Origin of the sequence: Prevotella sp. khp1 (assembly GCF_900102205.1) — a bacterium.
In the GTDB taxonomy this organism is placed as follows: Bacteria; Bacteroidota; Bacteroidia; order Bacteroidales; family Bacteroidaceae; genus Prevotella; species Prevotella ruminicola.
Window position 1 is genome coordinate 202,342 of record NZ_FNJZ01000004.1, and the last position, 25,678, is coordinate 228,019.

The window sequence follows — 25,678 nt, forward strand, 5'->3', positions numbered from 1 at the left end:
TTATGAAAAGCTATTTTAAGTTCCTGGGTCGCCATCGCCTGTTTACCATTATTAATATTGTGGGCCTGTGCCTGTCGATGGCCTTCCTGTTGCTGTTGGGCGATCTCATCTATCGTCAGACATCAGTAGAGAACTACCAGACCCGTGGCGAGAGTATCTTCGCCCTTGGTAACGAGGAGTTCACCATGTCGCACTTCCGTGTGGGTCAGAAATTGCAGGACCGTTTCCCTGAAATAGAGGCGTGGTGCTCTGTCTCTGGTTATGATGCCTCCTTCGATATCCGAGGCATGGAGGCCAAAACCAAAATCCTGGTGGTGGCGCCTAACTTCTTTGAGTTCTTCGACTACCAGTTGCTGACTGGCGACAAGCATAAAGTGCTCGAAGCCCCCAATCAGATGGTGGTGAGCAAGAAGTTTGCCGAGCGCTATTGGCCCGAGGGCGATGCGGTAGGTAAGGAGGTGGTGCTGGGTGATAAGAACGATCCCGACGGGCATGTTACCTATACCATCAGCGGCATCATGGACGATTTCGACCGCTCTGTCATCCCCAGCAGTCATGAGTGTGTGGTCAACCTCGAGAGTCATAAGCATTTTAACTATTCGGCTTATACCGAGGAGATGACCAATGCCGGCAGTACGGTACTGTTTCTGATGGAGAAAGAGGGTTGCGACCTGCGCAGCAAGGCCGACGCGATGCGCGACTACATGAAAACCTTCTTCTGGCTCTATCGTATGGATGCAGTAAAGCAGGTGGTGCTTACATCGCTGACCAATCTGTATTACGATGCCAAGGAATGCTCATTCCAGTCGGGCGACCTCGAGCATGGCAATCGCGATATGGCTCACCTCTATGTGGTGATAGCTCTGTTGGTGCTGGTGTTCGCCATCTTTAATTATGTCAACCTGAGTGTGTCGCTCACCACAGAGCGTTCGAAGGAGATGGCCACACGCCGATTGTTAGGTCTCTCGCGTTTGCAGGTGTTCCTGAAGCTGATAGGCGAGAGCATCTTCTTTACTGCTATCGCCTTTGCTGTGGCCTATCTGGTTGCCCTTGCCCTGCAGGATAAGGCTATCGAGATGGCCGCCTGTCCGATGGATCTGTTGAAGGATACTGGCATCGTTACAATCATCGGCTTTGTGCTCATCATTGCTGTGGTAGGTGCGTTGGCAGGTTTTGTGCCCGCCTCGATACTCAGTGGCTATCAGCCTATCGATATCGTTCGTGGCACCTTCCGTCGCCGTGTGCGCCAGCGCTGGAGTCATGTGCTGATGGTGATTCAGGCTGTGTTTGCCATCGTGATGCTCACTGTAACCTTGTTGCTCAGTAGCAATATCCGCGAAAAGATGCATCAGCCTCTGGGTTACGATTACGAGAATATTCTGGAAACCTGGGGACTTCATAACCTGAGTCTGACACAGCGTCAGAGCTACCGCCAGCAGCTGTTGCAACTGCCTGAGGTTGATGCTGTGGGCTTTGGCTATGGTACACCGCTCGATTTCTTGGAGAACAACACTACCCAGGCCGACGATGGTACAGTGGTAAGTATGCGCTACCTGATGGGCGACAGCTGTTTCTTCAATATCCTGAACCTGCATCCTGAGAAGACTTATTCGGATAATGGAGTAGGTGTGAACCACCAGTTACTGCGCCAGTTTGGTAAGAGTGATGATACCCGAGAGATAGTGAGCACCAGTGGTCACTTCAATATGACTATTTCGGCTGTTTATCCCGATATTATTTATCAGACCGTGATGAACGAGGAGATGCATCCCACACCTATCATGATGTTGAAAACGGATGAATATGTTAACGACACCACCAGTTTTGTGCAGCGTATGTACGGCTCGCCACGTATGGCAATCGTGAAATATCATGGTAATCGCGAGCGGGTAGAGGCAAAGATGAAAACCTTGTTCCAGGAGCTGACTGGTCATGAGGCTTCCGAGGTTCATTCGCTGAGTCAGAAACATCAGGAATGGTACGAGGATTACGAGCGGTTCCTGAGTGTGCTTACCGTGTTTACGTTTGTGGCTTTGCTGATAGCTATCCTGGGACTGATGGCGATGAACAGTTACTTCGTAGGTCAGCGTAGGCGTGAGATTGCTGTGCGTCGAGTGTTTGGTGCCGAAGTAAGCAGTATCACCCTGCACTTGTTACGAACGGTGTTTGTACAGTCGCTGGTAGCCGCCATCATTGCTATCCCGTTGGCTTACTGGCTGGCACCTACGGCAGGCAGTATATCAGGTTTGCATGTAGAGATGCAGTTCACGCCGTTGGTACTCTCGCTGATCATCGTGCTGGTAGTAAATGTGCTTACTGCCGCCCTGCAGGGATGGCGCGCCGCAACCGAGAATCCTATCAACAACATTAAGAACGAATAAACCATAAAACCGTATGAAAAGTTACTTCCGCTTCCTATCGCGCAACAAGCTCTACACATTAATCAATGTGGTAGGGCTTGTCGTGTCGTTAATGTTTATCATCCTGCTGGGCGACTACACCTGGCGCCAGTACAGCATCGACTCGTGGCACAAGAATGCCGATCGTATTTATCTGGTGGGGGACCAGACAAGTTTCTCCATGTGGCCTCAGGCTGGAGATAGGATTAAGGAGATGTGTCCTGAGATAGAGCAGAAATGCTGTGTGATGAGTGTGAGGGGAAAAATCAAGTATGGTCGGCAGGAGGTGAAGGACGGCGAAAACGAAAATGGCATCATCATGGTGGCAGACTCCACTTTTTTCCAGTTCTTCGACTTTGAGTTGGAGACAGGAAGTCGTCAAACAGCCTTAAACTCCCCAGATAAATGTGTCATCACAGAACGACTGGCTCACCGAATGTTTGGAGATAAGAATCCTATTGGCGAATCAGTACAGATTGTAGGCGAGTATGATGTGGAGCCTGGCAATACCGTTTACGACAGCACGTTGGTATATACCGTCAGTGCCGTTGCAAAGGACTTCGACCATACAGTGCTGCCTAACGAGACGCAGATCATCGCTAATATGAAACGCTATCCACAGATGCTGAGTGCAGAGTTTCCTAGCTACTCCTATGCATTCAGTAATGCAGGTGCCTGCAAGGTGTTCTTCATGCTCCGTCCAGGGATGACTCTCGATAACAAGAAGAAAACCATTGATAACTATATAGTCAATAACTATTTCATTCCTTTCGGAGAATATAAGGTGAGTGTAACGCCGCTCAAAGAAGTGATGTTTGCACCTCAGAATGATGGAAAGGGACTGCAGAAAGGCGACAAAACACGCCTGCATATTTTGATTACAGCCGTGCTTGCTCTGCTATTCTTTGCCATCACCAACTATATCAATCTAACTGTAGCCAATACGGGATTCCGATCCAAAGAAATGGCTACCCGACGGCTCTTCGGTAGTAGTCAACGAATGATTGCGTGGAAGCTGATAGCCGAATCGACATTGATGGTAGCACTTGCTTTTGCTATAGGATTGGCTTTGGCGCTGTGCTTCCAGGATGATGCCATCAGTCTGTTTAAAGGTAAGATAGCCATCACAGATGATATCAATATTGTGAGTGTGAGCCTCTGTCTTGGAGGTATCTTCCTGGTTGGTATTGTTTCAGGTCTTTTGCCCTCATGGCAGATGACCCGCTATCAGCCCATCGATATCGTGAAAGGTAATTTCCGCTTTCGTTCCAAAATGGTACTTGGTAAGGTGTTCATCATCCTACAGAATGTTATTACTGTTACGATGCTCACGGCCAGTTTGGTTATCTGGCTTCAGTTGCACCATCTTATCCATGCCCCCCTTGGCTTTAATACAGAAAATCTCTTCTATATCATCAGTCCCGAAGGGAAGGAGCAGGTTGTCAGAAGTAAGCTGGAGAAGATGCCTTTTGTAGAGAGAATAGGAACCTTTAACGGGTGCACATTCAATCAGTTTCATACAGGTGTTTATATCATTGTCCGTGACGACAAGTTTGTATCTATGTTTGAGACGGATATGGACAAGACTACTTTCGAATTGTTGGGACTGCAAATCAAGCATAATCATGGAACCAGTAATGACGGTATTTATCTGAATGAAGAGGCACTACGGCAGTTAGACAATAAAATCGATGCCCGAGAATTAGGTTGGTATGATGGGGGAAAAGAACCGGTTGCTGGAGTACTCGAAGAGTTCCATTCTGTCAATGTTCTTTCGCCTATACAACCATTTGCTATCCGAGTACAGAAGGACAAAGAGTTCCCAATGTTTCTGGTAAAAACAAATGGTGATAAGCAGGCAAAGGCTGCCTTTGATGAGATGATGAAAAAACTGAATGGATCTGCAGAAAATAGAGTGCAGAGTATTGAGGAAAGCATTGCTGAGACATTCAAGGATCAACAACATACGCTGAAGCTCATCACGCTCTTTACGCTCATTGCCATCGTGGTGTCTGTCTTGGGCTTTATCGGCATGTCGCTCTTCTTCATCCGTCAGCGACAGAAGGATATCGGTATTCGTAAAATTATGGGTAGCACCTCAAGCGAGGTGATGATGCTGATGCTGCGCACTTTCTGTGTGCCGTTGCTGGTATCGTTTGTGATGGCCATCCCCCTGTCGTGGTATGTGATGAACGATTGGCTCTCGAACTTCAGTTATCGCATCAGTCTCAGTCCATGGATATTCGTCGCCACTTGTGCTTTCTCCCTTTTGGTGGCTGTCCTTTCTGTCAGCATTCAGATTATGAAGGCTGTGCGTACCAACCCTGTTGAGAGTATCAAAACCGAATAATCAGGGTGGTGTAAATAAATCATACGATAGTGTGTATAAAGATTAGACGAACGCCCTCCGGACACTCAAAAAAGCTTGCATATCATATAAAATGATCGTAACTTTGCAATGTGAAAATTAAAAAACAAAGTAATAACAATAAAAAAGTACGATTATGAAAAAGTTTATGATTAGCTCGATGATGTGCCTGATGGCTCTGACCTCAAATGCACAAGTAATGACATCTGCAACAGTCGATAAGATTTTCGACACAGTCTCTCAAGCCTCCGACGCAGAGTTTGTTTACAATGCTGATCGTGATGCCGATGGTAAGATTGCTACGATGGTGGTATATCAGGAACAGCCCCAGCGCAAGGGTAACTTCACCCTGAAGCCCATCTACCGCTACCAGTACAACTATGCTGCCGATGGCATGCTTACCAGTCGTACTAAGTATGTATGGCGCAAGAACCAGTGGCAGTGCGCAGGTCGCCACAGCTACTCGCTGGATGCCGGATTCTACACCGCCACCTATAGTCGCTGGAACAAGAAGAAGGCCGACTTCGACGAGCCCGTAGGTAAGATTACCTATACCCTGATGCCCGATGAAAGCATCGCCAGCGTGGCTTGTTACACCCGTCAGCGCAGCAAAACCGATTTGCAACTGGAGTGGCAGGCACCTGTTGAGAGTCATACACTGAACATGGATTATTATCTTACACAGAAATAAAAAAATAAAGAATAAAAGATGAAGAGTTATTTCCGTTTCCTCTCACGCAACAAGCTCTACACATTAATCAATGTGGTAGGGCTTGTAGTGTCACTCATGTTTATCATCCTGCTGGGCGACTACACCTGGCGCCAGTTTACTATCGACTCGTGGCACAAGCATGCCGACCAGATTGTTCTGATAGGTAGTCAGGATAATTTCTTTATGTGGCCTCAGGCTGCCACCGATATCAAAGCGATGTGCCCTGAGGTGGAGCAGACTTGCTGTGTGATGAGTCAGAGTGGAAAAATCAAGTATGGCGACCGCGTGGTGGAAGATGGCGACGACAAGAGTACGATCATGCTGGCCGACTCTACTTTCTTCAACATCTTCGACTATGAGTTGACACAGGGTAACAAGCGTTATGCACTTGATAAACCCGATAAGTGCGTGATTACAGAGCGACTGGCCAAGCGCCTGTTTGGCGATAAGAACCCCATTGGCGAGTCGGTGCAGATTACCGGCGAACGCCATGTACGTATCGGACACGACGACCCTTACGACAGTACACTGGTATATACCGTTAGTGCGATAGCAAAGGACTTTGATCATACGGTACTGCCTAACGAAACGCAGATTATCGTTAACATGCAGCGCTATCCACAGGTGATGGGCTACAAGCTCGAGAACTATACAATGGCCTACGGCCCCCATGGTTGTAGTAAGGTGTTCTTGATGCTGCGCCCAGGTGCAAACCTCGACAGCAAGAAAGCTATCATCGCCGATTATATGTCAAAGAATTACTATGGTAAGTGGGATGAGAATCCTCTGACTTTTACGCCGCTCAAGGACGTGATGTTTGCACCGCAGAACAATGGCACGGGCATGCTGAAAGGCGATAAGACGCGACTTCACATCCTGCTTGCTGCCGTGTTGGCCATCCTGTTCTTTGCCATCAGCAACTATATCAACCTGACTGTTGCCAATACGGGCTTCCGTGCCAAGGAGATGGCCACCCGAAAACTCTTCGGTAGTAGTCAGAAAGATATCTCGCTGAAGCTGATTGCCGAATCAACCCTGATGGTAGCCGTATCGTTTGCCATCGGTCTGGCTTTAGCCTTTGCCTTGCAGGATGAGGCTATCGATTTGTTTAAGGGTAAGATCGACCTTGCTGGCGATATCAGTCTGGGTACCGTTAGTGTTAGCATCGCTTTCATCCTGTTGGTGGGTATCATCTCGGGCATCATGCCTTCGTGGCAGATCTCACGCTTCCAGCCTATCGACATCGTGAAGGGCAGTTTCCGTTTCCGTTCCAAGATGGTGCTGGGCAAAATATTTATCATTCTGCAGAATGTAGTTACGGTAGTGATGCTTACCTCGGCGCTTGTGATTTGGTTGCAACTCAACCATCTGATTCATGCACCGCTGGGTTACAATACTGAGAATATGTTTGTAATAAACGCGCCCGACGGTAAGGATCAGACGGTAAGAAACCTTCTGGAGAAGATGCCTTTTGTTGAGAAGATAGGTACGTTCTCGCATACCTCGCTGGCAGGTGGTAGCAGTAGCATGCGCAGTATCAGGCGCGACGAAAAACTCGTCACCATCTACCTGATCGACCTTGACAAAACCGCCTACGACCTTTATGGCTTTAAGAAGAAAAAAGACTATGGATTAACCAGCGACGGTTACTATCTGACGGAGGAAACCATGCGCCAGATGGAATATGCCGACAGCACCAAAGAGATTTCCTGGGGCGGAGAGAATAAGAATCCTATCGCGGGTGTGCTTTACGATGTCCATCGTGTCAACGTGCTGAAAGGTGTTGATCCGTTCGCCATCCGAATTACGGATACATTCAACTATCCTTCGTACTTGGTGAAGACCAATGGCGACAAGCAGGCCAAGGCCGCCTTTATTGATATGCTGAAGGAACAAGGTGTGCCCGAGGCCGATATGGAGTGGTATGTGCAGTCGCTCGAGGAAAACATTGCCAACACCTTCGAGGATCAGCAGAATACATTGAAAATCATCTCGCTCTTTACCATTGTGGCGATTGTAATTTCGGTGATGGGCTTCATCGGCATGTCGCTCTTCTTTATCCGTCAGCGACAGAAGGAGATTGGTATCCGCAAGATTATGGGTTCAACCTCGCACGAGGTGATGACGCTCATGCTGCGCACCTTCTGTGCACCATTGCTGGTATCGTTTGTCATCGCCATCCCGCTGTCGTGGTACGTGATGACCGACTGGTTGAGCAACTTCAGCTATCGCATCAGCCTGAGTCCTTGGATATTCGCCGTTACCTGTGCTTTTGCCCTGCTGGTAGCTGTACTCTCGGTTAGCATCCAGATAATCAAAGCCGTGCGTACCAACCCGGTTGAGAGCATTAAAACCGAGTAACTGGTGGCAAGTGTATAAAAATCATACAGTGAACCGTATAATGTTTAGACATACCGCCTACGGGCCGTGCAAAAAGCTTGCAGATATAGGTTAATAGCCGTATCTTTGCAGCGTAAACATCAACAAATAATGAACATGAACGTAATCAAATCTCTCAATCAGCGTGGTCAGCACAACTGGATTAAGATTCTCTGTCTGGCTGTTGGTCTGGCTACGGGTATCGTATTAATTGGCAAGGCTGGTTTCGAACAGTCGTGGGATAAGGACTTTGATACGAGCGACCGCATCTATGTGCTCTATGAGGATATCATCCGCGATGGTGAATATCAGCATTACTCACAAACCTCGGGTGCTATCGCTCACGGCTTGAAGCGCTACTGCCCGCAGGTTGAGGCCGCTACCCGCTATACAGGCTTTGGTTGGGACCTGCCACTAGTTACCGAAGACGATAAGCGCATACGTACCAATTTCTTCTTTACCGATAGCTGTTTCTTCGATGTGTTTCCCTACCGTATTCTGGCAGGTAATCCTAAGAAGACGCTCAGCCAGCCTAACTACTGCATGATTCCGCAGTCGATAGCCGAGAAACTGGGTGGCGACGTGATTGGTAAGAAGGTGTATTATAATAAGCGTGGCAATCTGGCACTCACTATTGGCGGTATCTACGAGGATATCCCCCTGAATACCCGACTGCACGACTTGGAGGTGCTGGTATCGATGCCTACACTGCCCCAGATAACCTGGGACGGTCGCGACAACTGGGTGGGTAACGACCGCTACTTTGGCTATGTGCGATTGGCTAAGGGCGTTACCCCCGACGATTTGAAAGCACAGATTGCGAAGATGCGCCATGATAACCTGCCTGCCGACGAACTGAAGAAGGCTGGTGTGGATCTCGACTACTCGCTGCGCCCATTGGCCGACTATCATACACAGGACGATGCTACACGTCGCATGATTTGGATTGTATCGTTGCTGGCCATGGTGCTGATTGGCTGTGCGGTGATGAACTATCTGTTGCTGGTGATTGGTGGCATTAGTCGCCGAGCCCGCGAGATGGCTGTACACCGTTGCTATGGTGCCGAGGCATGTAACATCTACGGTCGCGTAATGTTCGAGAGTGTGCTGCACCTGCTGTTATCGCTGGCACTGGCCGCTGGCATGCTGTTCATCTTCCAGGATACCATCCAGGAACTTACGGGCACGCCACTACCGGTCATCCTTACTACAGGTCATAACATCGGGTTCATCGTCCTTACTTGTTTGGTGGTGCTGGTTATCACAGGTCTGGTGCCTGGTTGGGCTTATACCCACATCCCCATGACTGCCGCCTTTAAGCACTACAATCATTCGCACCGCGTGTGGAAGCTACTGTTGCTGGGATTGCAGTTCGGTTCGGCCACCTTCCTCTTTGTACTGCTGCTGGTGGTAGGTCGCCAGTATCAGCTGATGGTGAACGATAATCCAGGTTACGACTATTCGACCCTGGCCGATCTCAATACCGACGAGCTCTCGTTGACACAGAAACGATTGGTGGTTAGTGAGCTCAAAAAGCTGTCGGGTGTGAAAGGTGTTACCACATCTTATGCCTACCTGCCTGAGATGCAGAGTGGCGATAATATCTTCCTGCCAGGCGATGACAAGGAATACATGAATGTGGCCGACCTGTTTGATGTAGGCGATGATTACTTCGAGGTGATGGGCATACCCGTGATTGCTGGTCGTACCTTTACGCAGCAGACCGACACCATGCGCGAGGCGATGGTAAGTCGTAAGTTCGAGGAGAAGATGAAGCAGTTGGCTGGTTGGGATCAGGCTGTTGGCAAGCAGGTAATCTGTACCTCTTACGAAGGTCCTTACACCATCGTGGGTGTGTTCGACGATCCCCGTATCGGTAGTATCACCCATCCCGACACGCGTCCCAGCATCTGTTTCTACGACCAGCATATGAGATACACCCACCATATCACCGTGCGTTTCCACGATATGGGTGCGCTCGATGCCGCCAACAAGCGTTTGCACGAGCTGATTCCCGAGAATCCCGATGTAGTCATGCGCCCCTATACCATGTTGATGACGCAGCTTTATACCGACGCGCAGCGTTTCCGCAGTACGGTGATGATTGGTGGAATGGTAGCTTTGATTATTGCCCTGATCGGACTGATTGGTTATCTGGCAGGTGAGATGGCTCGCCGACAGAAGGAGATTGCCGTGCGCAAGGTGAACGGTGCCCATATCATCGACGTGCTGCAGCTGTTTATCACCGACATTCTGCGCCTGGCCTTGCCTGCAGTGGTTATCGGTGCCATCGGTGGCTGGTATGTGTCGCGCTTGTGGTTAGAGCAGTTCAGCGAGAAGGCTGTTCTGTCGCCAGTACTCTTCGGCCTTTGTGCCCTGGCAGTAGTGGTGGTTATCCTCTCGGTGGTTTGCATCGGCTGTTATCGTGTGGCCAGCAGCAACCCGGTTGATTATCTTAAGAACGAATAAATAGTGAAATAGTAAATAGTCAAATAGTACAATAAGCTTATGATTAAGTTAGAAAACATTCAGAAGGTGTTCCGTACCGAAGAGGTGGAGACCGTTGCATTGGGCGGTGTATCGCTCGAAGTAAAGAAAGGCGAGTTCGTGGCCATCATGGGTCCATCGGGCTGTGGTAAATCAACCTTACTTAACATTCTGGGTTTGCTCGATAATCCTACCAGTGGTCAGTATCTGCTGGATGGTCAGGATGTGGGCTCGCTCAAGGAGAGTCAGCGTACCAAGGTTCGCAAGGGCCAGATTGGTTTCGTGTTCCAGAGCTTTAACCTGATTGATGAATTGAATGTTGAAGAGAATGTAGAGTTGCCTCTTACTTATCTGGGTGTGCCCAAGAAGGAACGCAAGGCAAGGGTCGAGGAGGTACTGCGCCGCATGGCCATCAGTCATCGTGCCCACCACTTCCCCCAGCAGTTGTCAGGAGGTCAGCAACAGCGTGTGGCCATCGCCCGTGCCGTAGTGATGAATCCTAAGATTATCCTCGCCGATGAGCCCACTGGTAACCTCGACTCAAAGAACGGTCTTGAGGTGATGCAGCTTCTTACCCAGCTGAATCAGGAGGGTACCACCGTGGTAATGGTAACCCACTCGGAGCGCGATGCCGGTTATGCCCAGCGTGTGATTAATCTGCTTGATGGTCAGGTTGTGCCCGAGGTTACGCTGTAAGCGCCGCATTGTCATAACAGAAAAACGACCCTTCCTCCGAAAAGGAAGGGCCGCTTTTTTTAATAGGCCTGCTCATGCACGCCTTTGGAACGTGAAGGCGTTCCGTTAATAGGCCTGCTCATGCACGCCTTTAACGGCACGACCGCTGGGGTCGTTTAAGTTCTTGAAGGCCTCGTCCCATTCCAGGGCGATGGCGGTAGAGCATGCTACGCTGGCCTCGCTGGGCACACTCAGGGCAGCTGAATCGCTGGGGAAGTGCTCGGCAAAGATAGAGCGGTAGTAATACTCCTCTTTATTTTTGGGTGGGTTTATTGGGAATCGCTCGGCGGCGTGGGCCATCTGCTCGTCGGTAACGGCCTTGGCGGTTATCTGCTTCAGGGTGTCGATCCACGAGTAGCCTACACCATCGCTGAACTGCTCCTTCTGGCGCCAGGCTACGGCTTCGGGCAGCATGTCGGCAAAGGCCTCGCGTACAATCTTCTTCTCAACGGTTTTGCCTGGGCACATCTTGGCTTCGGGGTTGGTGCGCATGGCCACATCCAGGAACTCCTTGTCGAGGAATGGCACACGACCCTCAACACCCCATGCCGAAAGACTCTTGTTGGCACGCAGGCAGTCGTAGAGGTGCAGCTTAGAGAGCTTACGAACGGTTTCCTCGTGGAAGTCCTTGGCCGTTGGGGCTTTGTGGAAGTACAGGTAGCCACCGAAAATCTCGTCGGCACCTTCGCCGCTCAGCACCATCTTGATACCCATCGACTTGATGACACGCGCCAGCAGATACATAGGTGTTGAGGCACGTACGGTGGTCACGTCGTAGGTCTCGATAAAGTAGATTACGTCGCGGATGGCATCCAGACCTTCCTGTATGGTGTAGTTGATTTCGTGGTGAACGGTACCGATGTGGTCGGCCACCAGCTTGGCCTTGGCCAGATCGGGTGCACCCTTCAGTCCTACGGCAAACGAGTGCAGGCGGGGCCAGTAGGCTTTGGTTTTCGAGTCGTCCTCGATACGCATCTCGCTGTATTTCTCGGCGATGGCCGAGATTACACTCGAGTCGAGTCCGCCCGACAGCAGTACACCGTAAGGCACGTCGCTCATCAGCTGGCGCTTAACGGCACCTTCGAGTGCGTCGTGGATAGCCTCTACCGATGCGGGGTTGTCCTTCACGGCATCGTACTCCATCCAGTCGCGCTTGTAGTAACGCTTCTGTCCTGGGTCGGCACTCCAGTAGTAATGGCCGGGCAAGAAAGGCTCGTAGTGCTCGCACTGGCCCTCGAGGGCTTTCAGCTCCGAGGCTACGTACACCTTTCCGTCGGCATCGCAACCAATGTACAGTGGGATAACGCCAATAGGGTCGCGAGCAATCAGGAATTCGTCGGCTTCTTGGTCGTAAAGGGCAAAGGCAAAGATACCGCTCAGGTCTTCCAGGAAGTCGATACCTTTTTCGCGGTACAAGGCCAGGATTACCTCGCAGTCGCTACCCGTCTGGAAATCGTACTTACCGGCATAGCGGCGACGTATCTCCTGATGGTTGTAAATCTCGCCGTTAACGGCAAGCACCTGTTTGTGGTCGGGCGAGAACAGGGGCTGACCACCCGACTCTGGATCAACAATACTTAATCGCTCGTGGGCTAAGATAGCCGAGCCGCCACAGTAGATACCACTCCAATCGGGACCACGATGGCGAATTTTCTGACTCATCTTCAAAGCCTTCTGTCGCATTTGCTGCGACTGCTCTTTTACGTTGAAAATACCTACTATTCCACACATAATATTATTGTTTTTTAGTTGTTTTGAATGTTTGCTTTTTTTAAAGAGTCCTTGGACTCACGGCTGAAGCGTGAATCCAAAGACGAAGTATGCCTTTTGGGCACAGGGGTTAGCAGCCACCTGGGCGAACACTGGGATGCTAAACGAATCGGTTACTTTAATATCCTTTGTAGCTTTGAGTGCCAGGTTGGTGATGGCAAAGCCATCGGTACCATAGAAACTGGTGGCGTAAGGCACAACACCTACGGTGGCGCTCCAATCTACTGCGGCTACCTTGAAGGGCACGCCCAGCTCTACGTACGAGCTGTAGGCACGCTTACCATCCTTGTTCACACCGTCGTTACCAGAGAGGTTGGTAAACCACTGGATGCTAGCGGCACCAAAGTCGTAACCGATGTTTGCCTCGAAGATATGGTTGGTGCCATGGGCATCGTACTTAAAGTAGCGACCCTCAGGATCCAGTCCGGCGTTGAACCAGTAGTCGGTCAAACCGATGTTGAAACCACCTGCAGTGTAGGCCAGTGTCAGGTCGAACTCCTTGGCATCGTTGGTGTCAACTAGTCCGTAGCTGCCCCATGCTGTGAGCGAGAGGCCTTTGTAGCCAATGCCCAGTGTAGGCTGGATGGCTGCACTTCCGCAATCCTGGCCACGCCAGATATACGAACTTACTACATCTGCAGCTACTGTTGTCATTCCCGAGCTGCGCTCGCCTACCCGTAGCCTTTCAACTTCATCCTGTGCCGAAGCACCCATTCCTGCGGCGAACATAAGCGCCATTAAAACAATCTTTTTCATAATTCGTTCTCTTTTAATTTTTAACTAATGGTAAAATCTCTCTCTTTAATTTGTTTCTCTCTCAATTGTCAATTCTCAATTGTCAATTCTCAATTAGTTGTAGCACATTTCTCCGTGCTCGTAGATATCCAAGCCCTCTTCCTCGATACGCTTGCTAACACGCAGACCGTGAATCTTCTTAATGCTGTAGAACAATACTACACCACAGGCAGCAGCCCAGAGGTCGATAACCAGAACACCGAACAGCTCAGCACCGAAGAAACCGAAACCGTGACCGTAGAAAGCACCGTTTGAGGTTGACAGCAGACCGGTCATCAGGGTACCCAGGATACCGCAAACACCGTGTACTGACGAAGCACCTACAGGGTCGTCGATGTGCAGCTTGTGATCGATAAACTCGATGGCGTAAACCAGTACGATACCGCAAACAAGACCGATGACAACTGCGCCGAAGGGTGATACCAGGTCGCAACCGGCGGTGATACCTACCAATCCTGCCAGCACACCGTTAAGGGTGAGTGAGAGTGATGGTTTGCCATACTTGATATAGGTAAGGAACATGGTAGCAGTTCCACCAGCTACAGCAGCCAGGTTAGTGGTAAGGAATACGTGGCTGATGGCAATGCGGTTAACCTCGCCGCTGGCAGCCAGCTGTGAACCGGGGTTGAATCCGAACCATCCCAACCACAGGATGAATACGCCCAGAGCAGCCATGGCCAGGTTGTGACCAGGAATAGCGCGGCTCTTGCCGTCCTCACCATACTTGCCTACACGGGGACCAAGGGCGATAGCACCTACCAGGGCCAGCACACCACCTACGCTGTGTACGATAGCCGAACCGGCAAAGTCGTGGAACACATCACCAAAGGTAGTCATCATAAAGCTATCGGCAGCATCGTTGCAAAGCCAGCCGCCACCCCATGTCCAGTGACCCTCTACAGGGTAGATAATCAGTGAGATAACTGCACTGTAAACCAGATACATCGAGAACTTTGTGCGCTCGGCCATAGCACCACTAACGATGGTTGCGGCAGTGGCACAGAATACGGTTTCGAAAATCAGGAAACCCTCTACAGGCAGGTCGCTCTCGTAAAAGCTCAGGTCGCCCCAGTTAGGCATACCGATAAAACCGCCCAGCACGTCGCCACCAAACATAAAGCCGAAGCCAAGGAAGAAGAACAGCAGCGAGCCGAACATAAAATCTACAAAGTTCTTCATCAGGATGTTAGCGGTGTTCTTACTGCGTGTAAATCCAGCTTCACACAGCGCAAAACCTGGCTGCATCCAGAAAACCAACATAGCTGCCAATAGCATCCATACGGTATCGAGTGAAATTCCAATTTCGTTCATAATCCTGAAAATGTTTAATGTTTAATTTTTAATGTTCAATATTTAATGTTTAATGTTTAATGTTTAATATTGAACTATTTCTTATCTCTCAATACGGTGTCGCCGTTCTCGCCTGTGCGAATGCTCCAAGTGTCAATCACATCGCTTACAAAGATACGACCGTCGCCGATTTCACCTGTGTGAGCTACCTGCAGAATAACCTTTACGGTTGGATCGAGGAATATGTCGCGGCACACAATGGTGATGGCCACACGCTCGATCACGTCGGTACTGTACTGTACACCACGATAGATGCGCTCCTGACGGCTCTGACCAATGCCGTGAACGTCGTGGTACTCAAACCAGTCGATGTCGGATGATAGCAAAGCAGCTTTCACCTCCTCGAACTTAGTCTTTCGGATAATCGCTTCAATCTTTTTCATACCTCTTAAACTTTTACCTAATTATTATAATAAACTGTTAAATTGATGACACTTTGTCATTTCTTGGGTGCAAAGTTAATGCATTTTGTAAGTAAAACAAGTGTTTTTCGTTTCATTTTGTTATAAAAGATTTTGTGTCGTTATCTTTTTGTTAGCGTTAACAGTGTTTTACTTTTAAATTGTAAGCAAAACAACTATCAATGCTTACAAATTGTTACTTTTCATTAAATCGAAGGTGATTATGCTAAGTATTTTTTGAATTTTCTTTCAAAAAGTGCTACCTTTGCACCCGAAATTAAATAGGTTTATATTATATGGCATTAGTAAACGACCACTTCTTGAAGCTGCCGAACAATTATCTGTTCGCCGACATTGCAAAAAAGGTAAACGCCTTTAAGGCCATGCATCCCAAGGTGGATGTCATCTCACTGGGCATAGGCGATGTAACGCAACCACTGGCACCAGCCGTTATCGAGGCTATCCACAAGGCTGCCGACGAAATGGCCACCCGTCAAGGGTTCCGTGGCTACGGACCTGAGCAGGGCTACGATTTCTTGCGCGATGCTATCTTGAAGAACGATTTCCTGCCACGTGGTATCCATCTGGATCGCGACGAGGTGTTTATCAACGATGGCGCCAAGAGCGATACGGGTAACATTCAGGAACTGGTGCGCTGGGATAACTCTATCGGCGTTACCGATCCTATCTATCCTGTTTACATCGATTCGAACGTGATGATTGGTCGTGCGGGAGTTCAGGAGAATGGTCGTTGGTCTAATGTGCTGTATATGCCTTGCAATGCCGAGAACGGTTTTGTGCCCCAGCTGCCCGACCGCCGCGTTGATGTGATCTACCTGTGCTATCCTAACAACCCCACAGGTACCGTTATCTCTAAGGCCGAGCTGCGCAAGTGGGTAAACTACGCGCTTAAGAACGATACACTCATCTTCTACGATGCTGCTTATCAGGCTTACATCCAGGACGATGAGATTCCCCATAGCATCTACGAGATTCGTGGTGCCCGCAAGTGCGCTATCGAGTTCCATTCGTACTCCAAGACGGCAGGCTTTACCGGTGTGCGCTGCGGCTACACCATCGTGCCTAAGGAGGTTACGGCTGCCACGCTCGATGGCGAGCGCATCCCTCTTAACCCCCTGTGGAACCGTCGCCAGTGTACCAAGTTTAATGGTACCAGCTACATTTCGCAGCGTGCTGCCGAGGCCATCTATACCCCCGAGGGTAAGCAGCAGGTTAAGGAAACTATCAACTACTACATGCAGAACGCCAAGAAGATGCTTACCACCCTGCGTGGCTTAGGCTTTGAGTGTTACGGTGGCGAGAATGCCCCTTACATCTGGGCCAAGACACCAGGTATTTCGGGATCGTGGAAGTTCTTCGAAGAGATGCTGTACGGTGCCCATGTGGTTTGTACGCCAGGTGTGGGCTTCGGTCCATCGGGCGAAGGTTACGTACGATTCACTGCCTTCGGCAGTCACGAACAAACCGACGAGGCGCTGCACCGCATCGAGAATTGGTTAAAAAAATAGGTTCCAATCGGAACCTATTTTTTTGTTACCTTGTCTACGTAATTTATAAACGCCTGGTTTACCAGTCTTACGCCACCCGGAGTGGGGTAGTGGCCTGTAAAGTACCAGTCGCCTGGGTGGTTGGGGCAAGCCTTGTGCAGGCCCTCGATACTCTGGAAAACCAGTTCGATGGGTGCCTGCATGTCGGCTGGTCGCAACATCTCAACAATTTTCTTATTAATCTCATCTACTGTAAACGGCTCGTACACGGCGCGCACGCAGTTCTGCATCTCCTCCTTGGGCTTCTGCAGCTCGCGTTTGCAGGCCAGGTAAGTGTCGTTTACCAGCTGCCACATGCCGCGCTCCTCAATCAGGGCCATGGTGGCACGGAAGGCGCAGAACTCCTCCAGTCGGGCCATGTCGATACCATAGTAGTCGGGGTAACGGATCTGTGGCGAGCTCGATACCATCACAATCTTCTTGGGGTGCAGGCGGTCCAGAATCTTAAAGATGCTCTCCTTCAGGGTGGTGCCGCGCACAATCGAGTCGTCGATAATCACCAGGTTATCCACACCGGCCTGCAAGCTGCCGTAGCTGATGTCGTAAACGTGGGCAGCCAGATCGTTGCGCTCGCTGTTGTCGGTAATAAAGGTGCGCAGTTTAATATCCTTCCACACCACCTTCTCGGTGCGCACGTCGCCGTGCAGCTTACGGAATCCGTCTGTCATCCCATAAAAGGCCACCTCGGCGGTGTTAGGGATATAGGAAAAAACTGAATGGGTTACATCGCCGTCGATGGCCTTTAAGATGGGTTGAGTCAGCTGTTCGCCCAGTCGTTTGCGCTCCTGGTAGATGTCGCAGTCGGAACCGCGACTAAAGTAGATGCGCTCGAACGAGCAGGCGCTCAGTTTCTGGGCAGGCATAATCTGCTCCAGTCGGCTTTCGCCGTTTTTATGTACTATCAGTGCCTGACCTGGCAGCAGCTCATGCACGTCGTTACTATCAATATCAAATGTGGTTTGCAGCACGGGGCGCTCGCTGGCCAGGGCTATAATCTCGTCGTCGCGGTAGTAGAATGCGGGTCGTATGCCCCAGGGGTCGCGTACGCTGAACATCTCGCCACTACCCGTGAGTCCGCACATCACAAAACCGCCGTCGTAGTGCTGCATGGTGGTGCGCAGTACGTTGGCCATCTCAATGTGGTTGTCGATATAGTTGGTAATGTCGATGCCTGTCAGACCCTGTGCGGTGGCCTCCTGATACAGGCGTTCCACCTCGCGGTCCAGTCGGTGTCCCATCAGTTCCAGGGTGATATACGAGTCGCCGTAGATACGTGGACTCTGTCCCTGGGCGGTCAGGAAGTCGAACACCTCGTCGATGTTGGTCATGTTAAAGTTACCGCAAAGGCAGAGGTTCTTGGCGCGCCAGTTGTTTCGGCGCAGGAAGGGATGTACAAACGTCAGCCCGCTCTTGCCGGTAGTCGAGTAGCGTAGGTGGCCCATCAACAGCTCGCCCTTCATCTCCTCGGTAACGCGACTGAATATCTCGGTAATGGCATTCTTGCCCTCCGCCTTTTCGCGGAACATATACTCGGTGCCGGGCTTGTTGTTCAGGTTTACGCTGGCTATACCGGCGCCCTCCTGTCCGCGGTTGTGCTGTTTCTCCATCATCAGGTACAGCTTGTTAAAACCGTAGGCCCAGGTACCGTATTTCTTCTCGTAGTAATCCAGCGGCTTCAGCAGGCGAATCATCGCCACTCCGCACTCATGCTTCAGTTGCTCCATTAATGTTTAATCTTTAATGTTTAATCTTTAATGTTTAATGTTTAATGCTTAATGTTTGCATTCTGCAATGAAGCTCATAAACAGTGGGTGTGGGTTCAGTACCGTAGATGAGTATTCGGGGTGGAACTGGGTACCGATGTACCAGCGCTTCTCGGGAATCTCAACGATTTCTACCAGGTTGGCATCGGGGTTGATACCTACGCACTTCATGCCCTTGGCCTCGTACTCCTCCTGGTACTTGTTGTTAAACTCGTAGCGGTGGCGGTGGCGCTCCTTGATGAGTGTCATCCCCGACGTTCCGTCGCCTACCCGTAGCCCTTCCTCGCCGTAAGCCTCGTACACGCGGCTGCCCTTTACCAGCTCGCACTCGTAAGCGCCCAGGCGCATGGTGCCGCCCATCTCGGTAATATTCTTCTGCTCCTCCATAATGTCTATCACGTTGTGTGGCGTCTTCTCGTCCATCTCCATGCTGTTGGCATCCTTGTAGCCCAGCACGTTGCGTGCAAACTCAATCACCATCATCTGCATACCCAGACAGATACCGAATGTGGGGATATCGTTGGTGCGGGTGTATTCGGCGGCAATGATCTTACCTTCGATGCCACGCTGACCGAATCCCGGACAAACCACGATGCCGGCCAGACCCTTCAGCTTCTCGGCCACATTGGCTTTGGTAATCTCCTCGCTGTTCACAAAGTGCATTTTTACCTTCACATCGTTGTAGATACCAGCCAGGTTCAGGCTCTCGCGAATACTCTTGTAAGCATCCTGCAGGTCGTATTTTCCTACCAGTCCGATGTGTACCTCGTTGGTGGCACGGCGCTGCTTGTCAAGGAAATCGCGCCAGGGCTTCATGGCAGGTGTCTCGCCTACGGGGATACCAATCTTACGCATAATGGCTGCGTCCAGTCCCTGGTGCTGCATGTTCACGGGCACCTCGTAAATGCTGGGCAGGTCCTCGCTCTGCACCACGCACTCCAGATCCACGTTGCAGAACGATGCCACCTTCATGCGCATGCCGTCGTCAAGATGGCGCTCGGTGCGCAGTACCAGAATATCGGGCTGAATACCCATACCCTGCAGCTCCTTTACGCTGTGCTGTGTGGGCTTGGTCTTCAACTCGTCGGCGGCTTTTAAGTAAGGTACGTACGTAAGGTGTACGCATACGGCATTGCGGCCCAACTGGTAACGCAGCTGTCGGATAGCCTCCATAAATGGGGCACTCTCAATGTCGCCGATGGTGCCGCCCACCTCGGTAATGATAAAGTCGAAGCCCTCGTTCAGGTCTTCTCTAAGCATGCGGTGCTTAATCTCATCTGTGATGTGTGGCACTACCTGGATCGTTTTACCCAGGTAGTCGCCGCGACGCTCACGGTCGATTACCGTTTTATAAATGCGTCCTGTTGTTATGCTGTTGTTTCGTGTTGTGTGTATGCCTGTAAATCGCTCGTAGTGTCCCAGGTCCAGGTCGGTCTCAAAGCCGTCGGCTGTTACGTAGCACTCGCCGTGCTCGTAGGGGTTCAGCGTGCCCGGGTCGATGTTAATGTACGGGTCGAATTTCTGTATAGTTACTTTGTAGCCGCGTGCCTGCAGCAACTTTCCAATGCTGGCCGATATAATTCCCTTGCCTAATGAGGAAACCACGCCACCTGTTACGAAAATGTACTTTGTTTCCATAAAAACCTTATCCTTTTTATGGACTGCAAAGGTAAGCATTTTCCCGTTTCCAGTCAATATTAGGGCATAATTTTAAATCTTCATTTTGGCTCCAACTATCAACCTGAAAGCAATCGCTTTTATTTTGCTTACAGATTAAAACAAAAACGACCACCAATCTCATTGATTGATGGCCGCTCCGTTCACATGCCCATGCCGCTTCGTTCACATGCCCATGCAGCTGGTTGTCCCCAGTGCTCGATGTGTTCGGACATGGTTTTTATTATGCAGGTTGCTGCTATTAATGGTAACAGTTGCTGCTATTAATGGTAACAGTTGCTACTATTAATGGTAACAATTGCTTCTATTAATAGAAACGGATCATCCTGTTGCTACGCGCTACAGCGCTACAGTTGTTTTTCGCCCCATCGCACACACAAAAATACTTCTATATTTATATATATTATATATTAATATAGGGACTTACGTTGAGTGTTGGATGGCATGATTTCTAACTGTAGCACTGTAGCACTGTAGCGCGTAGCGTGCGATTTGCCCCCATCGACAGTGCCTATAGCGTAGCCTTTCCGCATAGTACACCGTTAAATGTTAATAAGAAAAAGAAAAATTAGTTTCAATCTGTAAGCATTTCAATGCGATTTGCTTACAGATTGTTATTTTCGATAAAAATGTAGATAAAAACGTCAGCGTTTTGGCTTGTTTGATAGCAAAACGTTATACCTTTGCGGTCGAAATCGGACAAAATGTAAGATTAACAAAGGATAATATGACAAAAAGAAAGCAAACTCAACCCAAAAAAGGACTCTACCAATCTGACTATGAGCATGATGCTTGCGGCGTGGGTATGGTGGTTAACATACACGGCGGAAAAAGTCATGATCTGGTTGACAATGCACTGAAGGTGCTTGAGAACATGGAACACCGTGGCGCCGAGACACGCGACAAGACCGGTGATGGTGCGGGTATCATGGTACAGATACCCCACGAGTTTATTTTGTTACAGGGTATCCCTGTGCCCGAGAAAGGTAAGTACGGCACAGGTCTGGTTTTTCTGCCTAAGGACGAGAAGGCCCAGCAGCAGATTCTGAGCGTGATGATTGAGGAGATTGAGCGCGAGGGCCTGCAGCTGATGCACCTGCGCACGGTGCCCACCAACCCCGAGGTGCTGGGTGTGGCTGCCCGCGAGGTGGAACCCGACATTAAGCAGATATTTGTAACGGGCGTGTCGGAGGATAACGTGCCCGTGTTTGAGCGTATATTATATAAGGTACGCAAGCGCATCGAGAACCGCATTGATGATGAGGACTTCTACTTGTGCTCGCTATCAAGCAAGAATATTATCTACAAGGGAATGCTTACCAGCGGACAGCTGCGTCGCTATTTCCCTGATCTTTCGAACGATTACTTTACGAGCGGTCTGGCCTTGGTTCACTCGCGTTTCTCGACTAATACATTCCCAAAATGGAAGCTGGCACAGCCTTTCCGTCTGCTGGCCCACAACGGTGAGATTAACACCATTCGTGGTAACCGCGGCTGGATGAAGGCAAGAGAGAGTGTGCTGAGCAGCGAGGCGCTGGGCGATATCAAGGACTTGCGCCCGATTGTGCAGGACGGCATGAGCGACTCGGCCAGCTTGGACAACGTATTCGAGTTCCTGATGATGAGCGGACTCTCGTTGCCACAGGCCATGGCCATCCTGGTGCCCGAGAGCTTTAACGATAAGAACCCTATTTCAGAAGATTTGAAAGCCTTCTACGAATATCACTCTATCCTGATGGAGCCGTGGGACGGTCCTGCCGCACTGCTGTTTAGCGATGGTCGCTACGCAGGCGGTATGCTGGACCGCAACGGACTGCGCCCCAGCCGCTACACCATCACCAAGCAAGGTATGATGGTGGTAGCCTCTGAGGTTGGCGTAATGGACTTTGAGCCCGGCGACGTGGTTTCGAAGGGACGCCTGCAGCCAGGAAAGATTCTGCTGATTGATACGCAGGAAGGCAAGATTTACTACGATGGCGAGATTAAGGAGAAGCTGGCCAAGGCGCATCCTTACCGCGAGTGGCTGGCCGAGAACCGCGTGCAGCTTGAGAAACTGAAGAGCGGACGTAAGGTGGATAACGGTGTGAGCGACTTGCAGCAGAAGCTGGTTACCTTCGGATTCGGTCAGGAGGATATCGACAAGACAATTATCCCTATGGCCACAGCCGGACAGGAGCCTGTAGCTGCCATGGGTAACGACACACCGCTGGCCGTTATCAGCGACCGCCCACAGGTGCTGTTCAACTACTTCCGTCAGCAGTTTGCACAGGTTACCAACCCTGCCATCGACCCTATCCGCGAGGAACTGGTGATGAGTCTAACCGAGTATATCGGCGCTGTAGGCACCAACATTCTAACACCCGACGCATCTAACTGTAAGATGGTGCGCCTGCCACAACCAGTTTTAACCAACACACAACTTGATATACTTTGTAACATCCGCTACAAGGGCTTCAACACCAAGAAGTTGCCTATCGTGTTTGAGATGGCCAAGGGTGAGGAAGGCTTGCGCCAGGCTCTTGACGACCTGTGCCACCAGGCCGAAGCCAGTGTAGATGAGGGTGTGAACTACATTATCCTGAGCGACCGCGACTTGGACGATACCCATGCCGCCATCCCATCGCTGTTGGCCGTTAGTGCTGTTCACCACTACCTGATTAGCGTAGGTAAGCGTGTGCAGACAGCTCTGATTGTTGAGAGCGGTGAGATTCGCGAGGTAATGCACGCAGCCCTGCTGCTGGGTTACGGAGCCAGCGCCCTGTGCCCATACATGACATTTGCGGTACTCGACGATCTGGTGAAGCACCACAAGATTCAGGAGGAGTACGCCACTGCCGAGAAGAACTACATCAAGGCCGTGGATAAGGGTCTGAAGAAGATTATGAGTAAGATGGGTATCAGCACCATCCGCAGCTACCGCGGTGCCAAGATCTTTGAGAGCATCGGACTGAGCGAGGATCTGCTGCGCCGCTACTTCGGTACCGAGGTGAGCACCATTGGTGGTGTGGGCCTGAAGGAGATTGCCCGTGATGCCATTGCCTTACATGAGGCTGCCAAGGAGCAGACACTGCTGCAGAACCAGGGCCAGTTTGCATGGCGCAAGGATGGTATCAAGCATGCCTGGAACCCCGAGACCATCGCTAAACTGCAGTTGGCTACCCGTCAGGGTAACTACGAAAAGTTCAAGCAGTGGTCGCGGCTGGTCGATGAGAAAGAATCGCCCATCTTTATCCGTGACTTCTTCGGATTCAAGAAGGCTGCTAAGCCAACCCCAATTGACGAGGTTGAGAGCGTAGAGAGCATTGTTAAGCATTTTGTTACAGGTGCCATGAGTTTCGGTGCCCTGAGCATCGAGGCCCACGAGGCACTGGCACTGGCCATGAACAAACTGGGCGCCCGCAGTAACACCGGTGAGGGTGGTGAGGACAACGCCCGCTACCACTCGGAGGTTGACGGTGTAAGCTTGAGCTCGAAGACCAAGCAGATTGCCAGTGGCCGCTTTGGTGTAACCGCCGAGTACCTGGTGAATGCCGAGGAGATACAGATTAAGGTGGCACAAGGAGCAAAACCTGGTGAGGGCGGACAGCTGCCTGGCTTTAAGGTTAACGAGATTATCGCCAAGACACGTAACGCCATCCCCGGTATCTCGCTCATCTCGCCTCCACCTCATCACGATATCTACAGTATCGAGGACCTGGCACAGCTCATCTTCGACCTGAAGAATATCAACCCCACAGCTGCCGTCAGCGTAAAACTGGTGGCCGAGAGCGGTGTAGGAACCATTGCCGCTGGTGTGGCAAAGGCCAAGGCCGACCTGATTGTTATCAGTGGTGCCGAGGGTGGTACAGGTGCCAGCCCTGCTTCAAGTATGCGATTTGCAGGTATCAGTCCTGAGATCGGACTGGCCGAGACCCAGCAGACACTGGTGATGAACGGCCTGCGTAACCAGGTTCGCCTGCAGACCGACGGACAGCTGAAGACTGCCAAGGACGTGATTATCATGGCTATGCTTGGTGCCGACGAGTTCTCGTTCGGAACACTGCCCCTGATTGTTCTGGGCTGTGTGATGATGCGTAAGTGTAACACCAATACCTGCCCCATGGGTGTGGCTACCCAGAACCCCGAGCTGCGTAAGCACTTTGAGGGTAGAGCCGAGTACGTGGTTAACTTCTTTACCTTCCTGGCCGAGCAGGTGCGCGAATACCTGAGTGAAATCGGCGTGAAGAGTCTGAAGGAGATTATCGGACACACCGAACTGATTGAGGTGAACACCGAGAACGCTACCGACAAGCAGAAGACCATCGACTTTGCCCGCTTGCTGCACAAGCCTGCAACCGACAAGGCTCTGTACTGGGATCGCGGTGCCTACACCAAGGTGACAGGTGTGAAGGACGAGGAGATGATTAAGGCTGCACAGAAGGCTATCGAGAACCAGGAAGAGGTAACACTCGACTATGCCATCAAGAATACCGACCGCGCCGTGGGTACCATGCTGAGTGGTGTGATAGCCCAGAAGTACGGCGAGGAAGGACTGCCCGACGGAACCATCAAGATTAAGTTCAAGGGCTCGGCTGGTCAGAGTTTCGGTGCCTTTGCCGTGAAGGGACTGGATTTGCGCCTCGAGGGTGAGACCAACGACTACTTTGGTAAGGGTCTTTCGGGTGGTCGTATCTCTATTCTGCCTCCAGCTCGCCGCAGCGACGACTTTAAGGCTGAAGAAAATATTATCGCAGGTAACACCGGACTTTACGGTGCTACATCGGGCGAACTCTATATAAATGGTAAGGTAGGCGAGCGCTTCGGAGTGCGTAACTCAGGAGCCATCGCTGTGATTGAAGGTGCCGGCGACCACTGCTGCGAGTATATGACTGGCGGACGTGTGGTAGTGCTGGGTAAGACAGGCCGAAACTTTGCTGCCGGTATGAGTGGTGGTGTGGCCTATGTTTACGACCCCGATCACACATTCGACTACTTCTGCAACATGGATATGGTTGAACTCTCGCTGGTTGAGGACAGCGTATCGCGCAAAGAACTGTTGGAGCTGATTCGTGAGCACTATCTGCACACAGGCTCGGCCCAGGCAGGACGTATGCTCGACGACTGGCACCGCTACATCGAGGACTTTATCCAGGTTGTGCCTATCGAGTACAAACGCGTGCTCGAAGAAGAGAAGATGGCGCGCCTGCACGAAAAAATCGCCGACATCCAGCGCGACTATTAGTAAAATGTAAAAATTAGAAAATGTAATAATGTAAAAGTTGTCGCATTTCATTT

The 25,678-nt window shown here is 50.6% G+C and carries 14 protein-coding genes; 8 read left to right on the forward strand and 6 right to left on the reverse strand.

Translation table 11 applies throughout. From position 1 onward, the window contains the following. The first annotated feature begins 2 nt into the window (after nucleotides 1-2). The 6 genes from BLR73_RS11930 to BLR73_RS11955 all read left to right on the forward strand — a co-directional run bounded on the left by BLR73_RS11930 (nucleotide 3) and on the right by BLR73_RS11955 (nucleotide 11,041). A complete protein-coding gene (locus tag BLR73_RS11930; RefSeq protein WP_091862279.1) occupies nucleotides 3-2,381 on the forward strand; it encodes an ABC transporter permease in 2,379 nt (792 codons plus the stop codon). A gap of 13 nt (nucleotides 2,382-2,394) precedes the next feature. Beyond that, complete coding sequence (locus BLR73_RS11935) at nucleotides 2,395-4,749, forward strand: ABC transporter permease (RefSeq protein ID WP_091862282.1); 2,355 nt, start codon at nucleotides 2,395-2,397, stop codon at nucleotides 4,747-4,749. 154 nt (nucleotides 4,750-4,903) lie between these two features. Continuing rightward, complete coding sequence (locus BLR73_RS11940; protein ID WP_041386096.1) at nucleotides 4,904-5,458, forward strand: DUF3836 domain-containing protein; 555 nt, start codon at nucleotides 4,904-4,906, stop codon at nucleotides 5,456-5,458. 18 nt (nucleotides 5,459-5,476) lie between these two features. Then, nucleotides 5,477-7,840, forward strand: coding sequence for an ABC transporter permease (locus BLR73_RS11945; protein ID WP_091862285.1), 2,364 nt, complete (start codon nucleotides 5,477-5,479; stop codon nucleotides 7,838-7,840). A 129-nt stretch (nucleotides 7,841-7,969) separates the two neighbouring features. Continuing rightward, a complete protein-coding gene (locus tag BLR73_RS11950; RefSeq protein ID WP_091862287.1) occupies nucleotides 7,970-10,327 on the forward strand; it encodes an ABC transporter permease in 2,358 nt (785 codons plus the stop codon). 39 nt (nucleotides 10,328-10,366) lie between these two features. Beyond that, the gene (locus BLR73_RS11955) at nucleotides 10,367-11,041 is read left to right on the forward strand and encodes an ABC transporter ATP-binding protein (protein WP_073047159.1); all 675 of its coding nucleotides are present in this window, start codon (nucleotides 10,367-10,369) and stop codon (nucleotides 11,039-11,041) included. Nucleotides 11,042-11,146: 105 nt separating this feature from the next. Here the strand turns inward: BLR73_RS11955 and asnB are convergent, their stop codons facing one another. The 4 genes from asnB to BLR73_RS11975 form a co-directional block, all read right to left on the reverse strand. Continuing rightward, on the reverse strand, nucleotides 11,147-12,811 hold the full coding sequence (asnB, locus tag BLR73_RS11960) for an asparagine synthase B (RefSeq protein WP_091862290.1): 1,665 nt from the start codon (nucleotides 12,809-12,811) through the stop codon (nucleotides 11,147-11,149). Nucleotides 12,812-12,868: 57 nt separating this feature from the next. Beyond that, nucleotides 12,869-13,606, reverse strand: coding sequence for a hypothetical protein (locus BLR73_RS11965; protein WP_091862293.1), 738 nt, complete (start codon nucleotides 13,604-13,606; stop codon nucleotides 12,869-12,871). A 93-nt stretch (nucleotides 13,607-13,699) separates the two neighbouring features. Further along, nucleotides 13,700-14,956, reverse strand: a complete 1,257-nt coding sequence (locus tag BLR73_RS11970; protein ID WP_091862296.1) for an ammonium transporter — start codon at nucleotides 14,954-14,956, stop codon at nucleotides 13,700-13,702. A 74-nt stretch (nucleotides 14,957-15,030) separates the two neighbouring features. After that, complete coding sequence (locus BLR73_RS11975; RefSeq protein WP_013065263.1) at nucleotides 15,031-15,378, reverse strand: P-II family nitrogen regulator; 348 nt, start codon at nucleotides 15,376-15,378, stop codon at nucleotides 15,031-15,033. Nucleotides 15,379-15,692: 314 nt separating this feature from the next. On the opposite strand from BLR73_RS11975, the gene BLR73_RS11980 reads away from it, so the two are divergent. Then, on the forward strand, nucleotides 15,693-16,925 hold the full coding sequence (locus BLR73_RS11980) for an LL-diaminopimelate aminotransferase (RefSeq protein WP_028907010.1): 1,233 nt from the start codon (nucleotides 15,693-15,695) through the stop codon (nucleotides 16,923-16,925). A 14-nt stretch (nucleotides 16,926-16,939) separates the two neighbouring features. Here BLR73_RS11980 and BLR73_RS11985 read toward each other — a convergent pair whose 3' ends face one another. Both BLR73_RS11985 and BLR73_RS11990 read right to left on the reverse strand, forming a co-directional pair. Further along, nucleotides 16,940-18,688 carry an amidophosphoribosyltransferase gene (locus tag BLR73_RS11985; protein WP_091862299.1) on the reverse strand — a complete coding sequence of 583 codons (1,749 nt, stop codon included), beginning with the start codon at nucleotides 18,686-18,688 and terminating at the stop codon, nucleotides 16,940-16,942. Nucleotides 18,689-18,736: 48 nt separating this feature from the next. Continuing rightward, on the reverse strand, nucleotides 18,737-20,365 hold the full coding sequence (locus BLR73_RS11990) for a CTP synthase (RefSeq protein WP_091862302.1): 1,629 nt from the start codon (nucleotides 20,363-20,365) through the stop codon (nucleotides 18,737-18,739). Nucleotides 20,366-21,131: 766 nt separating this feature from the next. Between BLR73_RS11990 and gltB the strand changes: the two genes are divergently transcribed. Then, nucleotides 21,132-25,625: a glutamate synthase large subunit gene (gene gltB, locus BLR73_RS11995; RefSeq protein ID WP_091862305.1), complete on the forward strand. Its 4,494-nt coding sequence runs from the start codon at nucleotides 21,132-21,134 to the stop codon at nucleotides 25,623-25,625. The last annotated feature ends 53 nt before the right edge of the window (nucleotides 25,626-25,678 follow it).

Bases quoted from the DNA above. Each gene is read 5' to 3' on its own strand.
- BLR73_RS11930 (WP_091862279.1), top strand. From the start codon at position 3: ATGAAAAGCTATTTTAAGTTCCTGGGTCGCCATCGCCTGTTTACCATT.
- BLR73_RS11935 (WP_091862282.1), top strand. From the start codon at position 2,395: ATGAAAAGTTACTTCCGCTTCCTATCGCGCAACAAGCTCTACACATTA.
- BLR73_RS11940 (WP_041386096.1), top strand. From the start codon at position 4,904: ATGAAAAAGTTTATGATTAGCTCGATGATGTGCCTGATGGCTCTGACC.
- BLR73_RS11945 (WP_091862285.1), top strand. From the start codon at position 5,477: ATGAAGAGTTATTTCCGTTTCCTCTCACGCAACAAGCTCTACACATTA.
- BLR73_RS11950 (WP_091862287.1), top strand. From the start codon at position 7,970: ATGAACATGAACGTAATCAAATCTCTCAATCAGCGTGGTCAGCACAAC.
- BLR73_RS11955 (WP_073047159.1), top strand. From the start codon at position 10,367: ATGATTAAGTTAGAAAACATTCAGAAGGTGTTCCGTACCGAAGAGGTG.
- asnB (WP_091862290.1), bottom strand. From the start codon at position 12,811: ATGTGTGGAATAGTAGGTATTTTCAACGTAAAAGAGCAGTCGCAGCAA.
- BLR73_RS11965 (WP_091862293.1), bottom strand. From the start codon at position 13,606: ATGAAAAAGATTGTTTTAATGGCGCTTATGTTCGCCGCAGGAATGGGT.
- BLR73_RS11970 (WP_091862296.1), bottom strand. From the start codon at position 14,956: ATGAACGAAATTGGAATTTCACTCGATACCGTATGGATGCTATTGGCA.
- BLR73_RS11975 (WP_013065263.1), bottom strand. From the start codon at position 15,378: ATGAAAAAGATTGAAGCGATTATCCGAAAGACTAAGTTCGAGGAGGTG.
- BLR73_RS11980 (WP_028907010.1), top strand. From the start codon at position 15,693: ATGGCATTAGTAAACGACCACTTCTTGAAGCTGCCGAACAATTATCTG.
- BLR73_RS11985 (WP_091862299.1), bottom strand. From the start codon at position 18,688: ATGGAGCAACTGAAGCATGAGTGCGGAGTGGCGATGATTCGCCTGCTG.
- BLR73_RS11990 (WP_091862302.1), bottom strand. From the start codon at position 20,365: ATGGAAACAAAGTACATTTTCGTAACAGGTGGCGTGGTTTCCTCATTA.
- gltB (WP_091862305.1), top strand. From the start codon at position 21,132: ATGACAAAAAGAAAGCAAACTCAACCCAAAAAAGGACTCTACCAATCT.